Source organism: Desulfosporosinus hippei DSM 8344, from assembly GCF_900100785.1.
Taxonomy (GTDB): Bacteria; Bacillota; Desulfitobacteriia; order Desulfitobacteriales; family Desulfitobacteriaceae; genus Desulfosporosinus; species Desulfosporosinus hippei.
The window spans coordinates 14,394-34,183 of the sequence record NZ_FNCP01000008.1 but is presented as its reverse complement, the minus strand read 5'-3'; the positions used below and the strand labels follow the sequence as shown (position 1 = coordinate 34,183).

The 19,790-nt window shown below is 41.2% G+C and carries 21 protein-coding genes and 1 riboswitch; of the genes, 15 read left to right on the top strand and 6 right to left on the bottom strand.

The window, feature by feature from the left end; genetic code table 11:
* Positions 1 to 95 precede the first annotated feature (95 nt).
* Together BLS16_RS08665 and BLS16_RS08660 are read left to right on the top strand one after the other, a co-directional pair.
* Complete coding sequence (locus BLS16_RS08665; protein ID WP_242876238.1) at positions 96 to 941, top strand: alpha/beta hydrolase; 846 nt, start codon at positions 96 to 98, stop codon at positions 939 to 941.
* Between the two features lie 32 nt (positions 942 to 973).
* On the top strand, positions 974 to 2,923 hold the full coding sequence (locus tag BLS16_RS08660) for a (Fe-S)-binding protein (protein ID WP_092332333.1): 1,950 nt from the start codon (positions 974 to 976) through the stop codon (positions 2,921 to 2,923).
* Here BLS16_RS08660 and BLS16_RS08655 read toward each other — a convergent pair.
* Positions 2,920 to 3,105 carry a PspC domain-containing protein gene (locus BLS16_RS08655; protein ID WP_014903024.1) on the bottom strand — a complete coding sequence of 62 codons (186 nt, stop codon included), beginning with the start codon at positions 3,103 to 3,105 and terminating at the stop codon, positions 2,920 to 2,922. The genes BLS16_RS08660 and BLS16_RS08655 overlap by 4 nt on opposite strands.
* A 509-nt stretch (positions 3,106 to 3,614) precedes the next feature.
* On the opposite strand from BLS16_RS08655, the gene BLS16_RS08650 reads away from it, so the two are divergent.
* A complete protein-coding gene (locus tag BLS16_RS08650; protein ID WP_092332331.1) occupies positions 3,615 to 4,217 on the top strand; it encodes a DUF502 domain-containing protein in 603 nt (200 codons plus the stop codon).
* A gap of 47 nt (positions 4,218 to 4,264) precedes the next feature.
* On the opposite strand, the gene BLS16_RS08645 is transcribed toward BLS16_RS08650, so the two are convergent.
* Entirely contained in the window at positions 4,265 to 4,438 is a 174-nt protein-coding gene (locus BLS16_RS08645) for a DUF1540 domain-containing protein (RefSeq protein WP_092332328.1), read from the bottom strand.
* Positions 4,439 to 4,462: 24 nt separating this feature from the next.
* A complete protein-coding gene (locus BLS16_RS08640) occupies positions 4,463 to 4,633 on the bottom strand; it encodes a DUF1540 domain-containing protein (RefSeq protein WP_014903027.1) in 171 nt (56 codons plus the stop codon).
* Between the two features lie 204 nt (positions 4,634 to 4,837).
* Here BLS16_RS08640 and BLS16_RS08635 point away from each other — a divergent pair, with 204 nt between their 5' ends.
* Positions 4,838 to 5,281, top strand: coding sequence for a YkvA family protein (locus tag BLS16_RS08635; RefSeq protein ID WP_092332326.1), 444 nt, complete (start codon positions 4,838 to 4,840; stop codon positions 5,279 to 5,281).
* Between the two features lie 116 nt (positions 5,282 to 5,397).
* On the opposite strand, the gene BLS16_RS08630 is transcribed toward BLS16_RS08635, so the two are convergent.
* A complete protein-coding gene (locus BLS16_RS08630) occupies positions 5,398 to 6,294 on the bottom strand; it encodes an EamA family transporter (RefSeq protein ID WP_092332323.1) in 897 nt (298 codons plus the stop codon).
* Between the two features lie 115 nt (positions 6,295 to 6,409).
* Positions 6,410 to 7,132, bottom strand: a complete 723-nt coding sequence (locus BLS16_RS08625) for an AraC family transcriptional regulator (protein WP_092332321.1) — start codon at positions 7,130 to 7,132, stop codon at positions 6,410 to 6,412.
* Between the two features lie 528 nt (positions 7,133 to 7,660).
* Positions 7,661 to 7,838, top strand: a riboswitch (cobalamin riboswitch).
* A 98-nt stretch (positions 7,839 to 7,936) separates the two neighbouring features.
* Between BLS16_RS08625 and BLS16_RS08620 the strand changes: the two genes are divergently transcribed.
* From BLS16_RS08620 to BLS16_RS08585, 8 genes are all read left to right on the top strand, one after another.
* Positions 7,937 to 8,677 carry an alpha-ribazole kinase gene (locus BLS16_RS08620; protein ID WP_092332318.1) on the top strand — a complete coding sequence of 247 codons (741 nt, stop codon included), beginning with the start codon at positions 7,937 to 7,939 and terminating at the stop codon, positions 8,675 to 8,677.
* A gap of 17 nt (positions 8,678 to 8,694) precedes the next feature.
* Complete coding sequence (locus BLS16_RS08615) at positions 8,695 to 9,210, top strand: ECF transporter S component (RefSeq protein ID WP_092332316.1); 516 nt, start codon at positions 8,695 to 8,697, stop codon at positions 9,208 to 9,210.
* A 6-nt stretch (positions 9,211 to 9,216) separates the two neighbouring features.
* Positions 9,217 to 11,016 (top strand): ABC transporter ATP-binding protein, encoded by a 1,800-nt coding sequence (locus tag BLS16_RS08610; RefSeq protein WP_092332313.1) that lies wholly within the window; start codon positions 9,217 to 9,219, stop codon positions 11,014 to 11,016.
* The gene (locus BLS16_RS08605) at positions 11,010 to 11,819 is read left to right on the top strand and encodes an energy-coupling factor transporter transmembrane component T family protein (RefSeq protein ID WP_092332310.1); all 810 of its coding nucleotides are present in this window, start codon (positions 11,010 to 11,012) and stop codon (positions 11,817 to 11,819) included. The genes BLS16_RS08610 and BLS16_RS08605 overlap by 7 nt, the downstream gene beginning before the upstream one ends.
* Positions 11,820 to 11,974: 155 nt before the next feature.
* Entirely contained in the window at positions 11,975 to 13,105 is a 1,131-nt protein-coding gene (gene cbiD, locus BLS16_RS08600; protein WP_092332308.1) for a cobalt-precorrin-5B (C(1))-methyltransferase CbiD, read from the top strand.
* A gap of 201 nt (positions 13,106 to 13,306) precedes the next feature.
* The gene (locus tag BLS16_RS08595; protein WP_092332305.1) at positions 13,307 to 13,510 is read left to right on the top strand and encodes a PA14 domain-containing protein; all 204 of its coding nucleotides are present in this window, start codon (positions 13,307 to 13,309) and stop codon (positions 13,508 to 13,510) included.
* Positions 13,511 to 13,939: 429 nt separating this feature from the next.
* On the top strand, positions 13,940 to 14,845 hold the full coding sequence (locus BLS16_RS08590; protein ID WP_092332302.1) for an Rpn family recombination-promoting nuclease/putative transposase: 906 nt from the start codon (positions 13,940 to 13,942) through the stop codon (positions 14,843 to 14,845).
* Between the two features lie 240 nt (positions 14,846 to 15,085).
* Positions 15,086 to 15,874 (top strand): DUF3102 domain-containing protein, encoded by a 789-nt coding sequence (locus BLS16_RS08585; RefSeq protein WP_092332300.1) that lies wholly within the window; start codon positions 15,086 to 15,088, stop codon positions 15,872 to 15,874.
* Positions 15,875 to 15,928: 54 nt separating this feature from the next.
* On the opposite strand, the gene BLS16_RS08580 is transcribed toward BLS16_RS08585, so the two are convergent.
* Entirely contained in the window at positions 15,929 to 16,915 is a 987-nt protein-coding gene (locus BLS16_RS08580; RefSeq protein ID WP_176786109.1) for a gluzincin family metallopeptidase, read from the bottom strand.
* A gap of 757 nt (positions 16,916 to 17,672) precedes the next feature.
* On the opposite strand from BLS16_RS08580, the gene BLS16_RS08575 reads away from it, so the two are divergent.
* The 3 genes from BLS16_RS08575 to BLS16_RS08565 are packed head-to-tail and all read left to right on the top strand — an operon-like array spanning position 17,673 to position 19,770.
* Positions 17,673 to 18,152, top strand: a complete 480-nt coding sequence (locus BLS16_RS08575) for a DUF2975 domain-containing protein (protein WP_207649739.1) — start codon at positions 17,673 to 17,675, stop codon at positions 18,150 to 18,152.
* A 10-nt stretch (positions 18,153 to 18,162) separates the two neighbouring features.
* The gene (locus BLS16_RS08570; RefSeq protein WP_092332292.1) at positions 18,163 to 18,378 is read left to right on the top strand and encodes a helix-turn-helix domain-containing protein; all 216 of its coding nucleotides are present in this window, start codon (positions 18,163 to 18,165) and stop codon (positions 18,376 to 18,378) included.
* Between the two features lie 45 nt (positions 18,379 to 18,423).
* Entirely contained in the window at positions 18,424 to 19,770 is a 1,347-nt protein-coding gene (locus BLS16_RS08565; RefSeq protein ID WP_092332289.1) for a B12-binding domain-containing radical SAM protein, read from the top strand.
* Positions 19,771 to 19,790: the final 20 nt, after the last annotated feature.

Sequence of the window (19,790 nt, the reverse complement as noted above, 5' to 3'; positions counted from 1 at the left end):
AACAATTGGTGATATGATTTGTTGAAGTATTTGTTGTATGATATGTTAAAGTGAAAGGTGTCAATTTGCGAGTTCGATTTGGAAGGGCGGATAATATGAAGTACACCGAATTTGAATTCAAGACAAATGATGGAACTAAACTTTTTGCACGGGAGTGGCAGCCGGTCAGCAGTCAGCTTCGGGGTGTTGTTTTCCTGGTTCATGGTTTAGGAGAACATAGTGGGCGCTATGCCAATCTGGCTCTGAAACTAACTCAGGCGGGGTTTGCATTGTCTGCCTTTGACCAACGCGGTCACGGTAAGTCACAAGGCCAGCGAGGGCACTCGCCATCTTTCGATAGGCTGTTAGATGATATTACCTGCTTTAAAAATGAGTGCTCAAAACGTTTACCAGGTTTCCCTTCTTTTCTATATGGACACAGTTTAGGCGGCAGCTTAGTGCTAAATTATGTTTTGCGTCGACAACCCCAGTTTTCCGGGGTGGTGGTAACAAGTCCCTGGCTCAAGTTAGGGGTTGAACCTCCAACACTGCTTAAGGTACTGGTAAGATTTTTAAGTAAGCTGTGGCCAACTTTTACAGTTTCCAGTGGACTACTATTAGATGCCCTTTCTCACGATCCGAAGGTTATTAAAGCCTATCAAGAAGATCCTTATATTCATAATAAAATCTCTCTTGGTTTACTTACAGCTATGGATTGCGCAGGACTTTGGGCTATTAAAAATGCCGATCAATTTAATCTTCCTTTATTGCTAATGCATGGCGGAGGAGACAAAATTACATCTCCTGAAGGATCTAAGGAATTTGCAGCCTTTGTACCTGAAAATTGTACGCTAAAAATCTGGAAAGACTTATTTCACGAGCTACATAATGAGCCGGCGAAAGAAGAAATACTTACCTACGTCATTAATTGGCTGGAAACTCAAAGTGAACGTCAAGATTAGTAAACTAAATTGGATTATGATTGGGGTGTAATATGGAGGCGACTAGGCAGCTCTATTGGAATATTGACGGGAAGTCTACAATGTATGCTTTTGCTCTGATCGCCTTGGTTGTTTTTACGATTGGAACCATTAACAAGATTAGGGGTTGGCAGCAGGGGAGAGCTTTGGCATTTGATAATTTGAGTTTGAGGCTTCGAGAGTTTATTTCTACAATGGCTAGGCACGACCAGGGAGTTTTTAGAGGGGACTTTCGCCGTTATGCCCATTTAGGAATTTTCTATGGTTTTATAGTTTTAACCTTCGGAACCTTGGTTATTGCTATTCAGGATCATTTTGGGATTCCCTTATTCTATGGGCTGAAGTATTTAGTTTTAAGCCTGTTGCTCGATTTGTCTGGACTCTTGGCAATGGTTGGAATATTGATGGCTGCTTACAAACGATATATCGATAAACCCGACCATGAGGATTATACACTAGACGATGCCCTCTTATTAATCATTGTAATTTCAATTCTGCTAACGGGGTTTTTCTTAGAGGGTTTAAGAATTTACTCTGTATATGACCCGTGGGCATGGTGGTCACCGGTGGGGCTTTTGTTTGCTCTAATGCTTCAATTATTCGGTTTATCCACTGAGTTGTCACTATCTGTCCATGCCTTTATCTGGTATTTTCATATGTTATTGACCTTTGGGTTTATTGCCTATATTCCTTATTCAAAGTTGTTTCATATGTTTGCCTCTCCACTTAATATCTTCTTAAAATCCAATTCACACATTGGCACTTTGACTCCGGTTGATTGTTTGTCAGAAGGTGAGAAGAGGGTTGGGGCCGGGTATTATAATGAATTTAGCATGAAACAGCTGCTGGAATTAGATGCTTGTATTTCTTGCGGAAGATGCCAGAAAGGCTGTCCGGCACATTTAAGTGGAAGACCCTTGTCTCCAAGAGTTTTGGTACAAACCTTAAAAAAGCATTCTAAGAAAAAAGCTACGACCTTAATCGATCAGGTGATTTCCCAAGAGACCCTCTGGTCATGTACAACTTGTGGACTTTGCGAGGTTAAATGTCCGATCTACATTGAACATATAAAAAGAATTGTTGATTTGCGCAGAGGCCTTACTTCCTCAGATAATGGTTTTCCTGTTGAGATTCAATCGGTCTTTAATAATATTTCTGAATTCGGAAATCCCTGGGGAAACAATGTAAGATCGGTTTTTTCTAATTTAGAATTAGCATCCTCACCACAGCAGAGTGAGAAAAAACAGACGGATGTCCTGTATTGGCTAGGGTGTTATGGCTCATATGAATCGCGTAATCAGAAGGTTTCTCAGTCAATGATTACTATTCTAGATAAAGCAGGAATTGACTATGCGGTATTGGGAGGAAAGGAAAAGTGTTGCGGAGATTCCGTCAGACGCCTCGGTAACGAAAAACTCTTTCAGCAGTTGGCCTATGAGAATGTTAAAACATTAAACGGATATAAATTCAAAACAATCTTGACACATTGTCCTCACTGCTTTAACACCTTGAAAAATGATTATCCTCAGTTTGGTGGTTCTTATCAAGTGATGCATCATTCGGAATACATCCTAGAGCTTATTCGTTCCGAGAGAATAATACTCAAAGAATCCAACGGAAGCAAAGTTACCTTCCATGATCCCTGTTATTTAGGAAGATACAATCAGGTTTATAATGCTCCAAGAGAAGTTTTGAAGGCAATTCCTGGGTTAGAATTACTCGAGATGAAGAATAATCAAGGAATGGCTTTTTGTTGTGGCTCAGGTGGTGGTAGTATATGGATGGAGGATAAGGGAGATAAAAAAATTCATAGCCTTTTAGTCAAAAAGGCTATGAGAACTGAGGCTGATATTTTGGTTAGTGCCTGTTCATTATGTTTGAAGACCTTGAGTGAAGCAGTAAGTTCTAAGAGTGTAGATATGCAAAGTATGGATATAGCTGAACTCGTAGCAGATGCTCTTTAACTATCTAATGGGATTACGAACCAGGCAACCAGATAGGCCAAAAATCCTGTTCCACCAACGAACATTAGTAGAATAGCTGCAATCCGGACAAGACTTGGGTCAAGATCTAAGTACTCAGCTATTCCTCCGCAAACCCCACCTATTTGTTTATTAAGGCTAGATCGATACAAGCGTTTCGACATATTTCCTCCTCCTTTTCGATCATTTTCAGCCTGTGAAGAATTTCTCAGCTTTGTTGTCTTTGTGCTTTCTTTACCATTACACTCTTTATACGTACTAGGTAATGAAAAAGTTACAGATTTTCATAAAATACTCTACCCAATTGCTCATTTACTCAATAATCCTTTCAAGACAAACTCTTTAGGAATTAAGTTTAATATTGAAATCAGAATTATAAAAAAAGTTCCTTTAACCAATGTTCGGTAAAGGACTCTCATTGATTTATTAAAAGGCTAATGTGCCTCGAAATCTGGTAACAAAAGTTTAGCCCCCCTCTATACACACAAGATGTGGGTTGGCTTGGAATTGTCCTTGATAAGCAACTAATCAGTGATTTATATCAATCAAATATATGTTATATTAACTTTATCTAAACTAATGTTTATGCTTAGATCTGAAATTTGACAAGCTTGAAAAAAGATAGAATAATGGTGGTAATAATTATGTATTAGATGGGGATTGAGGGATATATTTGAAAAAAATTATTGGAATATTTCTAAAGGGCTTACTCGTTCTAACACCTATTGTTCTGACATTTTACATTCTCTATAAGATGTTTATTGTAACCGATGGTATATTTAAGGGAATTCTGGAACGAGAGGGATTATACTTTCCGGGTCTTGGCGTAATAGTCACCTTGGCAGCTATTTTCTTAGTGGGAGTATTGGCTTCAAACTGGTTGACGAACAAAATACTCAATTACTTGGAAAAAGTTCTCATTAAGGTTCCGCTGTTAGGAAATATCTACGGAATCATCAAAGACACTGTAAATTCATTTTCTTCAAATAAAAAGGGATTTTCTCGTTTGGTAAGAGTTACTTTGTCTGAGGACATTAAACTTCTTGGCTTTATTACCAATGATGAAGAAAGTGCCTTTATTCCTAAAGGGTATGTGGCTGTTTATCTGATGCAAAGTATGCAATGGGCAGGGAATTTAATCTTAGTGCCGAAGGATCAAGTGCAACTGATTGATGTTTCTTCAGAGGAAGCACTAAAGTTTATTGCTTCTGCGGGACTTTTGAATAAACCCGTCTCCCCAAGCAACCTTAAAAATTCAGACTTACCCAATGGGTAAGTCTGAATTTTTCCCTATGGAGGGATCAATTTCGAATGTGCTGATTTTTACTCAGGTAAAAAAGTTGCACAATCCGTCATATCGGTACTTTTTGCATTTTGTGGTTGAACTTCAATTTTATCAGCATAGCAGTGATCCCCAGATCCGTAATAATGGCAAGTGTTTACAACACATTTAATTCCACCGTTAGCTTGAGGCATTTTATTGGCACGTCCAGTCATTTCAATTCCTCCTATTAGCTTTTTTTAAGATTCAGGTAAAAATGTAGCACAGTCTGTCATTTCAGTGCTCTTAGCATTAGGGGATTGAACTTCAATTTTCTCAGCATAGCAGTGATCGCCGGAACCATAATAATGACATGTATTAACTACGCATTTAATTCCTTCATTAGGTTGAGGCATTTTCTTAATCTGCATTGTTGAACATTCCTCCTTTGTTTTTGAATCCAAAAGTATTGTTTCCGATTTGCCACTTTTAATGAATACCAATATGATCCAAATCGGATTTGTGCATATGAAATAATTTAGCTTAAATCTAGAAAGACTAGCTTAAACCACGCTATTCACTGTAATTTGCTTTAGATTTTGAACTTTTATTTTTCTAAAAGAGGAGGTTTTAATGTGGATATTGATGATAAAAAACTAAAGCCGTTTAAAGCTAAAGCTTTAGAGTATATAAAGGACAAGGATAAATCTATGGGCTTATTGAATGAAGCAATTCAGAAGGCCTCAGCACAGAGGAATCGATTAGGTGAGGTTTGGGAAAAGCTGCATTTGTTATTTAGTGTATTCAGAGACTGGCTTAATGGCAGCTATAAGGAACTTCCCAAACGGTCGCTTTTCATGATTGTCTTAGGCATTGTCTATTTTGTTTCTCCTATAGACGGTGTTTTCGACTACATTCCTTTTGGTGGATTAATTGATGATGCAGCAGTGGCTGGCTTTGTTATATCTCAAGTGAGTGCAGATCTTGAAAAATACAAGCTGTGGAAAAAGCAGGTTAATTCTGAGATTGAGTTGGAGAAAAACCGGGAAAATTCGAGCTCGCAAATGGTGGAACTATAAAGTTGTTGCCTTGTGAATGATGACAGGGGGGTGCCCAGCTCTGGTGAGCACCGTATTGCTATTGTAAGAAAGATAGTTGGAGATCTTACGGCAGCCGGAATGCCAGAAGATGACATTTATTTAAATCCCCTAGTCACCCTTTTTTTATGTAATCCACCCAAGGACAGGATAACCAATCCGCCAAAAACTAGAATTATCCCTACTTGAGAAAGAATAGATAATTTTTCTTTTAGCAGAAACAATCCTAATGCCGCTGCAGTAACTGGTTCCGCAAGGGATAAAGTTACTGCTTTGGGAAAGGGTATTTTGGCCAAACCATGTGAAAACAAAACATAAGCCAGAGCTGTGGTCACTAATCCCAAATGAAGGGCAACACTTGCACCTTGGATAGTTTTTAGCCACTCAAGGTTGTAATAAAAGAGAAAAGGAGAAAGTAGAAGTGCCCCGATGAAGAATACAATCCCGGTCACTGCTTCCGGAGGGTGAGACATAAGTAGTTCCTTGCTGATGGCGGCATAAAGCGCATAAGAGGCACCGGCTCCTAAGGCTAGGATGACGCCAATGGGGTTTAGCGCTAGTTTCTGGCCGCCAGTAATTAGCAGAATACATCCGATAACTGAGAGTAAAGTGGCTGCTGTCCACTTCATCCCTGGGTTTTCTCGCCGCAAAATCAGAGATAGAAGACCAGCGAACACCGGTGCACTACCAATAGTCACTACTGTTCCCACAGCCACTCCCGTTTTCAAAACTCCGGCAAAGAAGAAAAGCTGATAAGCAGCCATACACCCGGCTGCGAGAAACGTGGTCCCCTTGAACCAAAGGGAATTTCCCACCAAAGCTCCCCGCTGCCAGGCGAAAATTAAAAGAGCCGCTCCTCCTACCGCCAGGCGAACCGATCCAATGGACAATGGCGATACGCCGGGAGGGGCAAAGAATTGGGCTGTGCCTGTCGTTCCCCAGAGCACAGCCGCTGCCAACACTAAGCTAGAGAAGAAGGTTTCATTTTGCTTCATTATTTTCTCCTTAGCTGATTTCACAATTTGTAATAAATAAGTAAAACATCAGCTTCTTTTTAGATAATAATAAATCAAAGTCATAAAGTTGTTTTCGCATGGATTAGGATATTTTTTAGCGTATCTTCATATTGTTTCGCCGGTATTCTGCTGGAGTTATACCTTCGATTTCTTTAAATACCCTATCTAGGGAAGACTGGTGGACATATCCGACTTCCCAAGCAATCTGTAAAATATTAAGAGTTGTACCAAGAAGCAGTTGTTTTGACTGCTGAATCCTCACTTTTTTCAGATATGCCATCGGGGTACAGTTCATAATGCCTTTGAACCATGAACAAAAATAGCTAACGGTATAATGTTCCAAAGAAGCGAGCTTCTCCAGGCTTATCTGTTCGTTATAGAATTTCTGAATATATTTAACCGACTCCGGAATCTGATATTCGGTCAAGTAGGTATTAAAAAAATGAAAAAGAGAACTGATCCTAGATGATTCGATTTTACCTTGACCAGCTTCACTTAGAAGAAGGAATCTAATGGCCTTCCATTTCTCATCCATTACATAGTTTTGTCCACTTGGAAAATTATCCAATACCTCCACCTGAAACATAAATTGGGGGATATCCAATACTAGAAATTTGTTGTTCTGCTTCGCCCAAAAGGTATGCTGGCAGGAAGGGGGAAGTAAAAATAAATGGGCCTCATCTAACTCTAATTCCTTGCCGTCGGTCTTTATGTTCAGAACTCCCTGAAGCGGCAGTATTAACTGAACAAAGCTGTGGTCATGGGTGTTCATGACATCGTTATATGTCCTATTTTCACAAATTATTCTATTATCCACTGCTGCCCCACCTTTTAAAAAGCATAGTGACCTTAACACACTTCAATTATATAATATATTATAGCGTTCATATACAACTACCTCGGTTTTTAGTTAACTGGACAGACAGGCTTGTTACGACCAATATATAATCAACAAATTGTATTTGAGTTTAATGCGTAGTACCTTCGAATGACCATGATCATTTGCGATTATATTATGGCTCAAATTCGCCGGCGCAGGCGAATTTGAATATTTTTGATCCCGCTTTTTTAATAACGTTAATTACAGATAAGAAAATAAAAGAAATGAGGCTCAACGCGAAAATTCCCAAAGCGAAATAGCAAATCCTAAATTGAGAAACTTTACAAGACTTGAACTTCGAGGAATTAAGAAACTGTAAAAATGAAAGCAAGGCAGGGTATTCAATGGACTACCGGCAAAAATTCATATATGGATGTAGTTAATAATTTGAGGTGTGGGAAGATTTGTACACCTAGGATAAAAAAGTCTTGTAATCCTTAGCATCTTGTATTAAACTACGATTAATTCAATAGTTTCGTTATAGGTGCCCTTTAATTTAGGGTGAATAGGGAACCGGGTGAGAATCCCGGGCGGACCCACCACTGTATATGAGGAGACTTATGCATTTGCCACTGGGAAACCGGGAAGGCGCATACTGTCAATGATTCTAAGTCAGGAGACCTGCCTATAATGTTGGATTCATGAATTAAGGTAAAGTTCATGGTCAATTCTCTTGTTAATCTATAACAAGAGAATTGACTGTGAACTTTTTATTATATTCGGAAAGGGGGAAGGAACGGAATGGGATTTCTGGGTAGGGATGTTGAAGTTGTTTCTATCAACGAAACTCAATATCTGCTGGCTGCCTGTGACTCATGCGGGGCAATTGGTATGAAGGAATTGGATGCCTATAAGATTTCTTGGTTCATTACAGGGAAGTTGACCACAAGAGTTGCTCTTTTAGAGGTTATCTCTACCGGTGGAGTAGTCCAAATGGTCACTGTGGCGATTTCCAATGAGCCGTCTCCGGCTGGGGATGAGCTAATAAAGGGGGTGAAGGACGAACTGGAATCGGCTGGATTAGCCAACCTGCCCATAGTGATCAGTACGGAAAAAAACATGCCTACTCAACAGACGGGTCTGGGGGTGAGCGTCATTGGTGTTGCTGAAAAGTCAAATTTGCGCATTGGTACTTCTCAACCAAGGGATTCCGTCTATTGTCTGGGACTGCCTAAAGTAGGGCCGGAACTTAGCGATCCAGAGGATCCGGAAATTGTTAACGTCAAAAGTGTCCAAGCACTTATAAAAAACCCATGGATTCATGACATAATACCTGTAGGTTCAAGGGGTATACGACTGGAGGCAGAACAACTTGCAGCCTCGGTCAATAGTCGCTTGCAAGTTGAACCAAGCTGCGCCCTGGATTTGGGAAAATCCGCCGGTCCGTCTACATGTTTGATTTTTTCCTCATCAGAGGTTTTAGATGCGAACTATATTAGGGAGTTAAACATGCCTTTAGCAAAAATTGGCGAGTTGGCTTAATTTTAGGAGGGAATTTTATGCAAAGCTTAGGAACAAAAGAACAGGAATTGAAACTATCTCCTTGGAATGTAAAAAGACTATCTATTATGGCAATTTTTATTGCTTTAAGTGCGGTAGGGGCGCTTATTAAGATCCCCAGTCCCGTTGGAACTATCGGGATGGATTCCGCGCCAGGTTTTTTTAGCGCTTTAGCCTTCGGGGGAACCACCGGAGGGATTGTCATTGCCTTTGGACACATGTTGACGGCTGCTGTAACCGGTTTTCCCATGTCAATTCCTGTCCACTTATATATCGCTTTACAAATGGCTTTATGGGCGGTGGCTTATCGCTGGGTTAATCAGAAAATCGGCTTGATTCCTGCAGTCATCGTCGGAATAATCCTTAATGGTGTCGCCTCCTCTTTTGCTATGCTGCCTATGATGGGGATGGGCGGAGTTTTGGGATTGTTGCCTTTCCTTGTGGTAGGGGCCGCGTTAAATGTGATTATCTCTGCAGTTGCTTATAAAGCAATTAAAGGAAGTCGGCTCATTTAAGCTGAGGTGAAAATATTGATAGAACTTGAAGATCTTACTTATACTTATCCAAATGCCTCGGAGCCCAGCCTGAAAAACATCAACCTCAGCCTAGAAAAAGGAAAATTCGTTGCTTTGCTGGGTTCCACCGGAGCGGGTAAAACTACTTTGAGCTTATGTTTGAATGGGTTGATTCCCCAACTATTAGAAGGAAAGCTATCCGGCCGGGTGCGCATTGCAGGAAAGGACGTGGGGAAGACTGCCGTTCAGTCTTTAGCCAAGTTATTAGGGCTTGTATTGCAGGATCCGGAAACCCAAATAATTGGGAGAAGCGTCGAAGAGGACACTGCCTTCGGCCCTCGGAACTTTTTAGTGCCTGCTAAGGAGATTGAGCAGAGAATAGATCAATCCTTAGCAACAGTTCGCCTTACAGGATATAACCAACGCTTAACCGAGGAGTTATCCGGCGGTGAAAAACAACGCCTAGCTATTGCCGGGGTCCTCGCCATGGAACCTGAAATACTAGTGCTTGACGAGCCAACTTCAGAACTCGATCCCCTTGGGAGATCAGAGATCTATGCTACCTTAACTGCTTTACGAGAGAAAAATAATTTGACGATTTTACTTGTCGATCATTCCACTGAGGAATTGATGGATAAGGTCGATGAGGTCATTGTACTTAACCACGGGGAATTGGTTTGGAGAGGAGTACCCTCAGACCTCTTGCGCAATCTGCCTCTCTTGCGCCAGTGGGGAATAAAGCCCCTTCCCGTCAGTGAGATTGGCTGGGAGTTCTATGAAAAAGGGTGGATCTCTTTGGCGGAAATTCCCTTAGACATTCCGGCTGCGGAAGGGTTGATCAGAGAGTTGTTACCCCTATATGGAAATAGGCCTGGGATCCCTCTAGAGGGAGTAAAATATCTGGAGAAATCTCAACATGAAGTTCAGCAACATGGAGAGAACTTGCGCTCAAAGCGGGAACCTAGACTTTCTGAGAAAGTCCTTGCCGTAGAAATCAAAGATCTAACCTACCGATACAACTCAGGCTCACCCGCTTTGCGGGGAATTAATCTGACAATTGATTCCGGTGAATTCCTAGCTCTGATCGGGCAAAATGGGGCAGGTAAAACCACCTTAGCTAAACATTTCAATGGACTCTTGCAGCCGACCAGCGGCGAAGTCATCATAGAAGGAATGAACACCCTGAAGGTTGATACCTCGGAATTGGCCAAAACCGTTGGTTACGTCTTTCAAAATCCCGACCATCAGATTTTCTCTGCCACCGTTGAAAAAGAATTAGAATTTGGTCTTAAAAATGCAGGTTATCGAGGTTCGGAAATGAAAAAGCGAGTTGCAGAGGTTCTGGAATATACAGGTTTGGAACCCTACCGCAGTGTTCATCCTTTCAGTCTGGGTAAAGGTGAACGGCAAATGATTGCTGTGGCTTCTATCCTTGTTTTAAAACCGAAACTGCTGATCATCGACGAGCCAACCACTGGGTCAGACTGGACCGGGGTTCAAACGATGATGGCTTTGATAGAGAAGCTCCACTCAGCAGGGACTACCATCATCATGATCAGTCATGACATGGATTTAGTGGCCCAATATGCTAAGCGGGTTATTGTCATGAAAGATGGGGAGATTTCACTGGATGGTACTCCTCAGGAGATATTTTCTAATGAAGAAGTGCTGCGTGAATCATTCCTTGCTGCCCCTCAACTCTGTAAGCTATCCTTACAGTTGAAGGATGTTCTGGGGCCTCAAATCTTTGTCGAAGCGAGTGAATTTCTGGGGATGTTCGAAAGTGGGGAGCAAAGGGGATGCTAGAATACTTGCCTGGGGATACCTTGATCCATCGACTTGACGTGCGCACCAAAATGCTAGGATTTATTGGGTTTATTATTATATCATTTCTTTTTCAAGATCCATTGTTCCAACTGGGAATCCTTTTGTCAGCAGGACTATTAGCTCTATGGATAAAAATACCCTTGAGGAAAATCTGGGGAATGATGATTCCCTTGATTCCCATCATCATATCGATTATTCTAATCACAGGGTTTACCTTTGCCCCGGAGCGTTTTGAAAGGGTCTCCAGCCAAGCAATCCTCTTTTATGCACTACCTGGAGAAAGAATAGGGGCTACTGTGGGTGGATTTTTAATGGGAACGACGTTTATCCTGCGTTTAATTAGCATGATGATTGTTTCTTCAGTGTTGACTTTGACCACTTCTCTGGAGGATTTTACTCAATTCTTTCAAAAGATGAAGGTTCCAGCCGAAGTGTCCATGATGCTAACCATGGCAATACGCTTTATTCCCACATTGGATAAAAAACGCCGGCAAATATTAGAAGCGCAAAAAGCACGGGGTACGAAATTCAAGGAGAAGGGAATCATCGGTTCTATTGGTTCCTATCTGCCGATTATGATTCCTCTGTTTATCAATTCGATTATGATGGCGAATTCCTTATCCATGGCTATGCTTAATCGTGGTTATGGCTTAACGAGAACCTGGACAACCATGCGCCAAATTACCTTTAATTCAAGGGATTACTGGACAATGGCTTTTATTGGTTTAGGATTGGGGCTGGCCTTTTATATCCGATTTGGCTTGCAATTAGGAGTTCTTTGATGATAGAGACATACTAACTAAATACAAAATAATTGGGGAGTAGTTTGCAGGGTGTTAGTTCATGACCTATACTTTATTTAAGATAATTCATTTTTGCCTTCGATAGAATTCATACCAAGTGAACCTTTGGATTAATTGATGTGGGAGAGAAAACCATGGCAAGAGATAAAGATCGACATACTTGGCGAGAAGGATATACCACAGGAAGTTGTGCCGCCGGGGCGGCAAAAGCTGCCTGCCTCCTCTTGAGAGGAGAGAGTTTGGCTGAGCAGATTGAGATACCGCTCCCCAGTTCAGCCCGACTGACTATGCCCATCCATAGTGGAGAAATCCACAACTTGGAAGGGAGAGCTTGTGTTTTAAAAGACGGGGGAGACGATGCGGATATTACTCATGGCCTGGAGATTCAGGCCCTTGTGCGCTTAATCTCACCTCAGGGTGAGGTTCATATCCGCGGTGGCCGGGGAGTTGGGACAGTTACTAAGAAAGGCCTGGCCATTTCCGTTGGAGAAAGTGCCATTAATCCTGTCCCCAGAAGGATGATCAGGGAAGCCGTCCGGGAGGTTTTCCCGGTGGAAGAAGTTGAAATTACTATCGAAGTTCCTGCAGGAGAAACCACGGCCTTGCGCACCCTTAATCCCAGGCTGGGAGTGATTGGAGGAATCTCCATCCTTGGAACAAGCGGGATTGTTCGACCCATGTCTGAAGAGGCCTTTAAAACCTCGATTTTGCCGGAGTTGGATCAGGCTGTAGCTTATGGATATAAAGCCATTGTGCTTACTCCAGGGCATTATGGATTCAGAGTAGCGACAGAGGGCTTTAAAGTTCCCCCGGAGGCTGTCATTCAAATGAGTAATTTTGTGGGCTACATGCTGGAAGAAGCAGCTTATCGGGGAATTGAGGAGGTCATTCTCTTAGGGCATGTAGGCAAGCTCATCAAAGTCTCGGCTGGGATTTTCCATACCCATAATCGGGTTGCCGATGCTCGAATGGAAATCTTGCTTGCCCATGCTGCTTTAGCAGGGCTGAATCTAGACAGCTTGAAGCATCTGGCTGAGTTTCCAACCACCGAAGGAGCAACCACTGAACTCTTGCAAATGGGTGAGCAAAAGCTGCTTCACCACTTGGCCTATTTGGCAAGTGAAAGGGCCCAGGCCTTTACCTTTGGGCGACTGAGTGTGGGGACAATTATGACCTTATTAGACGGCCAGCCTGTGGGTTGGGACGCGAAGGCTCAAAGAATTGTGGAGGAACAAGGGTGGGCTGGGGGATTGAAACTTTGTTGAGTGTAATGGACTTTTAATTTAATAGTAAGTTTAGGTAAAGTTGATTTGAAGAAGGGCGTGTTTCCGATATTTGGAAACATACCCTTCCTTGTATTAATGACATTTTTTAGGTTGGAATCCAGTCGCTGACAAGGGCGGGATTCCGGGAATCACAGCAGGGGCTAACCTAAGTAATGCCACCCAACCCTTGATCTCAACAACGTGGATCCCAGCGGACAAACTGATTTTTATAATGCTCATATCGAGGGTTATATCGTCCCCCTTACAAACGAAACTTACACCTTAACCTTAACAGCAGATGACGGGGTACGCCTGTGGTTTGACGGGGTCTTAGCCATCGACAAGTGGTTCTGCAGAATGGTGCCACAAGTTATCTCTGGACCACCCCATCCTCGAGGCGGGTAAACCCTATAAAGTGGTGATTGAGTACTTCTATAACTGGGTCAGTGCGAAGACAAAAAAGGTTTATAAGATAAGTGAGGCAGCGCTCTAAAGCACTAAACAAAAGGCGGCCGGCCTTGCCCAAGTCTTCGGAACCTATTACCTGCTGGAATACGATTCCAACAACAACCTAATGCCCATGCACCGCAATCTGGGCAACAACTTATGGACCAACGACTGGAAGTGAGTACTTTACACCTTCACCACCGCACCTTCCATGGTGTTTTGCGCCGGGTATGAGGTTTAAGGTTTGAAAACTCTCGAACGAACCCTGAAACGATAAATAAATTGAAGTGGTCTAATCAACCATGGTATAATATGGTTATCATCCCGATCCGTCGTTAAATTTTCAGACAGAAGATGAATATCTTGTGATTGAATGGAGCGTGAAAGGTGAAGGAATTAATTAGCCTCAAGATCGATTATGCATTTAAACTTATTTTTGGCAAGGAGGGAAATGAAGCGATCCTCATCGCTTTTCTCAATGCTGCCTTAAGGTTGCCGCAGGATAGTCAGATTGAAGATATTGTGATCTTGAACCCTGAGTTCAATAAAGAATATAGGGATGATAAGAAGTCCATCCTGGATGTTCGCGCTGTAACCACCGAAGGAATGCAGATTAACATAGAAATACAACTAAGCGATCAATATAATATGAAGAAACGCTCACTGTATTATTGGGCTCAAATGTATACTAGGCAGATGCGGGAAGGGATGGCTTATAAGGAACTGACTAAAGCCGTCACGATTAACATTCTGGATTTTAACTATTTAACTGAGACGAATAATTATCATAACGTGTTCCATCTTTATGAAGATGAAGAAAAATTCCAACTCATCGATGCGTTAGAGATGCATTTCATGGAGTTGCCCAAACTAATCAACAAGTGGCGGAGCAGGGAAGTTAGTCCATGGGAGAATGGTTTAGTACGATGGTTACTGCTTCTGGAAGGTTCAGAAAATCAGGAAATATTTAATACACTGGAGGAGATTGCAATGCAAGATCCCGTTTTACACCAAGCTATAGCAACATGGGAGCAATCAAGTGATGATCCCAATGTGAGAGAAGAGTACTTTGCAAGACGCAAGGCAGTATTAGATGAAAAGGCAGTAGTAAGGGAAGCTGAACTTAGATTGAAGGAAGGGATTGAACGGGGGGTAGCAAGGGGATTAGCAAAGGGATTAGCAAAGGGTAAAGCAGAAGTTGCTAAGAACCTGCTGAACATGGGGATTGAGATTCCCAAAATAGCCCAAGCAACAGGATTATCTGAAGAAGAGATTAGGTTATTGAACGAGTAGTGGGGTTAAAACAAGAGGGGCCAGGTGTATTGATTTATATGAACAATACACCTGGCCTTCTATTTTCGGTTTTAGATGGTTTTGACAAACGCGCTGTACTGCCGTGTCCCTATATTCTATAGGCTTGTATTCCGGAGGGTTGCCCTCTGAAAGAAAAATCATAGTTTCTAGTCAAGCTTTCACCATGGGAATCCCGCCTGCGTATGCTGAACTAAAGCTATAAAAAGGCAGGAATCAAAAATGGATGAAGCAGGCACGGAACGTACGCCCTTGGTCATCGCGGCTGAGATTAACAGGATCAAGCAACAGACTTGTGAAATCATGCTTACCAATGCCCTTGAAATCGGCAGGCGCCTGAAGGAGGCCAAGGACCTGCTCCCTCACGGAGAATGGGGAAAATGGCTGGTAGATTCCGTAAGCTATTCCCAGCGCACAGCTAACAAGCTGATGCAGCTTTTTAAAGAATATGGAGATGAACAATTAGCTGCCGGAACAGGCGAAGGCAGGTCAAATTCGCCGGCGCAGGCGAATTTGACCTACTACCAGGCTCTTCTCCTGCTGGGGATTCCGGAAGATGAACGGGAGAAATTCATCCTAGCGCATGATGTAGAAAATATGACTACCCGTGAACTTGAGCGGGCAGTCAAAGAACGGCAAAGCCCTCCAGAGAAAGAGCAGCCTCCAGTCACGCCTCAGTCCAATCCTCCCGGGAATATCCAGATAGAATATCAAACTGTGGTGAAATCCAACAATACAAAGAGCAGGCCTAAAACAGCAGCCTCCCAAGCTTTTACCGAGAAGTATGCAGAACGATGCACCGCATGCTGTCAGAAGATCGCCGATGCCTTTCAGGAACTTCTGGAATCTCTCGGCCAGCTGGCCAGGCTTGATCCGGCGGTGAAGGAGAAATGCAGCCAAGATGCCAGCGGGCTGGCTGAGTATATGGTGGAAAGACTTAAAGAATGGCCGCCTGTTCCCACGACAAATATGATGACAGTTAAGACCTATTCCACTCATGAAAGGTGGTAAATAGAAGCGGCGTGAGAGGTAAGTCCTCTCACGTCGCTTTTATTATCACTCTTCTTATTTAGATTTAGAGTATTTCGTCAGCACTTGATTTTGAAAATCATCCATAGTCATTCCAACCTGCTCTAAAAAAGATTCCGTAAACTGTGTCTGCTCATTAGTACTTAGGTCTTGGGCCTTGGGAATTCCATTAAGCAAAATATCCGTTATGACCTTCTCACCTTTAGTTTTTATTAATTCGTAAACCATCATAAAGGATTCATTATAAGCTATATCACTGGCAGTTTCGGATTCTGTATTTTTCTCCCATTCGATATACCCCATTAAATCTTGTAAGGGGATCGCGGAATCCTTTAAGTCCGGAAACTCAAATTCTACATCTGTGAGATAACCTTCAGATCCATAATAAACTGCCAGTCCTTCATCGAACCATCGGGGAATGTCTTCCTTCAGGTTGTTTTCTGCCAGAAATCCTCGGATATAATAATGGGTATATTCATGCTCAAGGGTATGGATAATTTCTTCTTCATAATTCAGGTCTTGTAAATTCAGATCAAGGGAGGAAGTCTGGTAGATTTCTTCACTGACCTTTGTATTGGCCATATGAATACTTTTGTTGATATATAAGCCTAAAAGCCGTTGATTTTCGGCAATATCGTTACTCTGGCGAAACTGATCTAAATCATTGTACAGTATAAGTTCTATGGGGAAGGGTTCCTTGACATCAAACATCTTGTTTAACCGCTGTTCAATCTCGGGTATAACTTTTACTAATTTCTCAGCTAATTCTTTATCTTCCGTGGAATAGTAAACTGTTAAGCGATCATTAGGGCTTAGACTATCCAGGCTGTTAATATACTCTGCACTAGCTTTATTGGAGGAGATTTTTTGGGCCAAGTCTTTAATAAACTCAATTTTCTCCGAATTAGTTATCCTGTCTTGACTATTCTCATTTATAAGCACCTGGGCCATAGCAGATTGACCGACACCTAATAAGAAGAAACTGGCTAGACAAGATATTAAGATGGCACTCCGAAAAAGCAAAGACCTTCGATTAGGTATTCTAAGGAAGTTAATTTTCCCTTTGATTAAACCAAATAAAACAATAATGATTAACGGCAGGCATAGGAAAAGTGTAATAACCAGTACATTTTCTAAATTACTATTGCTTGGAAGGTAAAAAAATAGGATTAATCCTGCAAAAACTGAAAAAGCAATAACCCAAGTTAAATAAATTAATAAAGATTTAAGGATTCCAATAATTTTTTTAGCTAAAATAGAAACCCACTCCCTTTTTAATTTATAAGTTTGCAGCTTCATCAGTTTAGCAATGAATCTTGCTTTGCGCTAGAGGTATCCATTGGTAATCCTCACTGGCAAGAAAGGCAATTATTAGGTGCGAACTTGAAATGCAGATAAAATAAGGACAGAGGTGTGTTCACCTGAATCTAACACCCTCTGTCGGTTCCTTTGTTAAGGAATTAGAGATTAATTTAATTATCGATAAAAAAATAGTTAAACCCTCTATGAATCTCAAGTTATAGAGGGCTTAACCTAAAGTACTTGGCGGAACCTGGTAAAGGGTCGTTAGTCGTTCCTCGACGGTTGTGGCTAGTTATCGCTATAATCTAGGGCCAGCATTCTTTGCAGTTGCACTTGCAAAGCCTCGGGCCTTTCGTCCTCGTTTCTGTTAATCGCTAATTGTATTACGACATAAAAATAACGCCAACCAATAATTGTTTGTTGCAAAACGATAAATAATGCATTAGAATACAACTATCAAATAAGAGAGGTGCTATTGATGAAACGAGAAACATTCTTTTTAAAGTTAGTGGTTATTCTAATGAGTCTTCCTGTCATTGCTTTATGTATTTTTGTGGTGCCTGAGATAGCTGAATTTTTTGCAGAGTTAAATCCAACGTTAGCTTATTTGCAATATCCCTTTTTAATAGGGTTGTATGTAACGGCGATAGTATTTTTCGTTGCCTTGTACCAGGCCTTAAGACTTTTAAGCTATATTGATAATAACCAGGCGTTCTCGGAGTTATCGGTAAAGGCTTTAAAGAATATCAAATACTGTGCCATCACCATCAGTTCTTTATACGTGGTATTTATGCCACTGATCTATCTCATGGCTGAGGTAGATGATGCCCCAGGCATTATAGTAATCGGAATGGTCATTATTTTTGGTTGCAGTGTGGTTGGGGTTTTTGCCGCTGTTCTTCAAAAACTATTAAGAAGTGCCATAGAGATAAAGTCTGAAAATGATTTAACAGTCTGAGGTGAATAAGATGGCGATTATAATTAATATTGACGTGATGTTGGCTAAAAGAAAAATGAGCGTTACAGAACTTTCGGAGAGAGTTGGAATAACAATGGCTAACCTTTCTATTCTGAAAAATGGGAAAGCCAAAGCGATTCGATTAACAACGTTAGAGGGGATTTGTAAAGCTCTAGAATGTCAGCCAGGAGATATTTTAGAATACAAAAGTGACCAAGACAATTAGTCATAATCAAGTTGGGATCTTTAAGTAAAAAGAAAGGGCAATGGAATGAAAATTAAATTAATCCAGCCAAAAATGAGTCTTAGACCTATGGATTCAGAATTTAAACGCTTAATGTCACCTTCCTTGTCCCTTTTAGTATTAGCTGCTCTTACTCCGAAGGAACATTCAATAATCATTGAAGATGAAAATGCTAATCTACTTAACTTAGAGGATTCCCCTGATCTAGTTGGAATTACAGTGAATATTGATACTTCTAATCGAGCATATCAAATTGCTGAGTATTATCGCAAGAAAAAGGTACCTGTCATCCTGGGCGGTATTCATGTCAGTGCAAATTCTGAGGAAGCCTTACAGTTTGCGGATTCTGTTTGTATCGGAGAGGCAGAAAACGTTTGGCTTGATATTCTTTCCGACGTAAGTCTAGGTCAACTAAAACCTAAGTATTATTCCACGATAATAGCTGATCCCAGCAAAATACCTATTCCACGCTGGAGTCTAACTCCCTCTGGAAAATACCTCTATACTAATATCATTGTTGCCAGCCGTGGATGCCCCTTTAAATGTGAATTCTGCTATAATAGCTGCGATTATGTACATCATCAATATCGCAATCGGCCAATAGCCAATGTCCTTGAGGAGATAAAACGACTAAAAACCAAACACGTCATGTTCATTGATGATAACCTAATTGGTGATATCGGCTGGACCAGAGCATTTCTTAAGGAAATTAAACCCCTTGGTCTCAAATGGAATGCCGCTGTATCTGCTAATATACTCAATCATCTGGATGTATTAGATCAAATGCAAGAGAGTGGTTGTCAAAGCCTATTTATTGGCTTCGAGTCAATTAATGAACAGTCCATTCGAAGTGTTCAAAAGTTCCAAAATAAACGAGAAAATTATGAGCGCTTAATTCATGAGCTGCATAAGCGAGGTATTATGGTAAATGCCAGCCTTGTCTTTGGTTTTGATCATGATTCTCCCCAAGTTTTTCAAAACACTCTAGACTGGTTGGTTAAAAACAAAGTTGAAACAATGACAGCTCACATTCTCACTCCGTATCCAGGTACAGTTTTATATGAAAGGTTCTTTGCAGAGGGAAGGATTGTTGATTTTGATTTAAGCCATTATAACACTGCAAACGTTGTCTTTTCCCCTAAACAGATGAGTCAGAAAGAATTACTAGAGGGGTATTTGTGGATTTACAAAGAGTTCTACTCATTTAAAAATATTTTTAAAAGAATACCTGACCATCCGAAGCAAAAAGTGCCTTATCTTTTATTTAGTTTAATCTACCGTAAATTTGGGAAATTAATTTCTAAAATTGCTAGTTTTGGTTTTATGAGTTCTGTTGGTAGATTAGCAAGAAAGCTTTCTTATCATATTGAATAAGTGTATAAAAAGAGGGCAGG

Bases quoted from the DNA above. Each gene is read 5' to 3' on its own strand.
- BLS16_RS08645 (WP_092332328.1), bottom strand. From the start codon at position 4,438: ATGACTGGACGTGCCAATAAAATGCCTCAAGCTAACGGTGGAATTAAA.
- BLS16_RS08630 (WP_092332323.1), bottom strand. From the start codon at position 6,294: ATGAAGCAAAATGAAACCTTCTTCTCTAGCTTAGTGTTGGCAGCGGCT.
- BLS16_RS08655 (WP_014903024.1), bottom strand. From the start codon at position 3,105: ATGTCGAAACGCTTGTATCGATCTAGCCTTAATAAACAAATAGGTGGG.
- BLS16_RS08575 (WP_207649739.1), top strand. From the start codon at position 17,673: ATGAAACGAGAAACATTCTTTTTAAAGTTAGTGGTTATTCTAATGAGT.
- BLS16_RS08570 (WP_092332292.1), top strand. From the start codon at position 18,163: ATGGCGATTATAATTAATATTGACGTGATGTTGGCTAAAAGAAAAATG.
- BLS16_RS08640 (WP_014903027.1), bottom strand. From the start codon at position 4,633: ATGCAGATTAAGAAAATGCCTCAACCTAATGAAGGAATTAAATGCGTA.
- BLS16_RS08660 (WP_092332333.1), top strand. From the start codon at position 974: ATGGAGGCGACTAGGCAGCTCTATTGGAATATTGACGGGAAGTCTACA.
- BLS16_RS08565 (WP_092332289.1), top strand. From the start codon at position 18,424: ATGAAAATTAAATTAATCCAGCCAAAAATGAGTCTTAGACCTATGGAT.
- BLS16_RS08605 (WP_092332310.1), top strand. From the start codon at position 11,010: ATGCTAGAATACTTGCCTGGGGATACCTTGATCCATCGACTTGACGTG.
- BLS16_RS08665 (WP_242876238.1), top strand. From the start codon at position 96: ATGAAGTACACCGAATTTGAATTCAAGACAAATGATGGAACTAAACTT.
- BLS16_RS08585 (WP_092332300.1), top strand. From the start codon at position 15,086: ATGGATGAAGCAGGCACGGAACGTACGCCCTTGGTCATCGCGGCTGAG.
- cbiD (WP_092332308.1), top strand. From the start codon at position 11,975: ATGGCAAGAGATAAAGATCGACATACTTGGCGAGAAGGATATACCACA.
- BLS16_RS08620 (WP_092332318.1), top strand. From the start codon at position 7,937: ATGGGATTTCTGGGTAGGGATGTTGAAGTTGTTTCTATCAACGAAACT.
- BLS16_RS08615 (WP_092332316.1), top strand. From the start codon at position 8,695: ATGCAAAGCTTAGGAACAAAAGAACAGGAATTGAAACTATCTCCTTGG.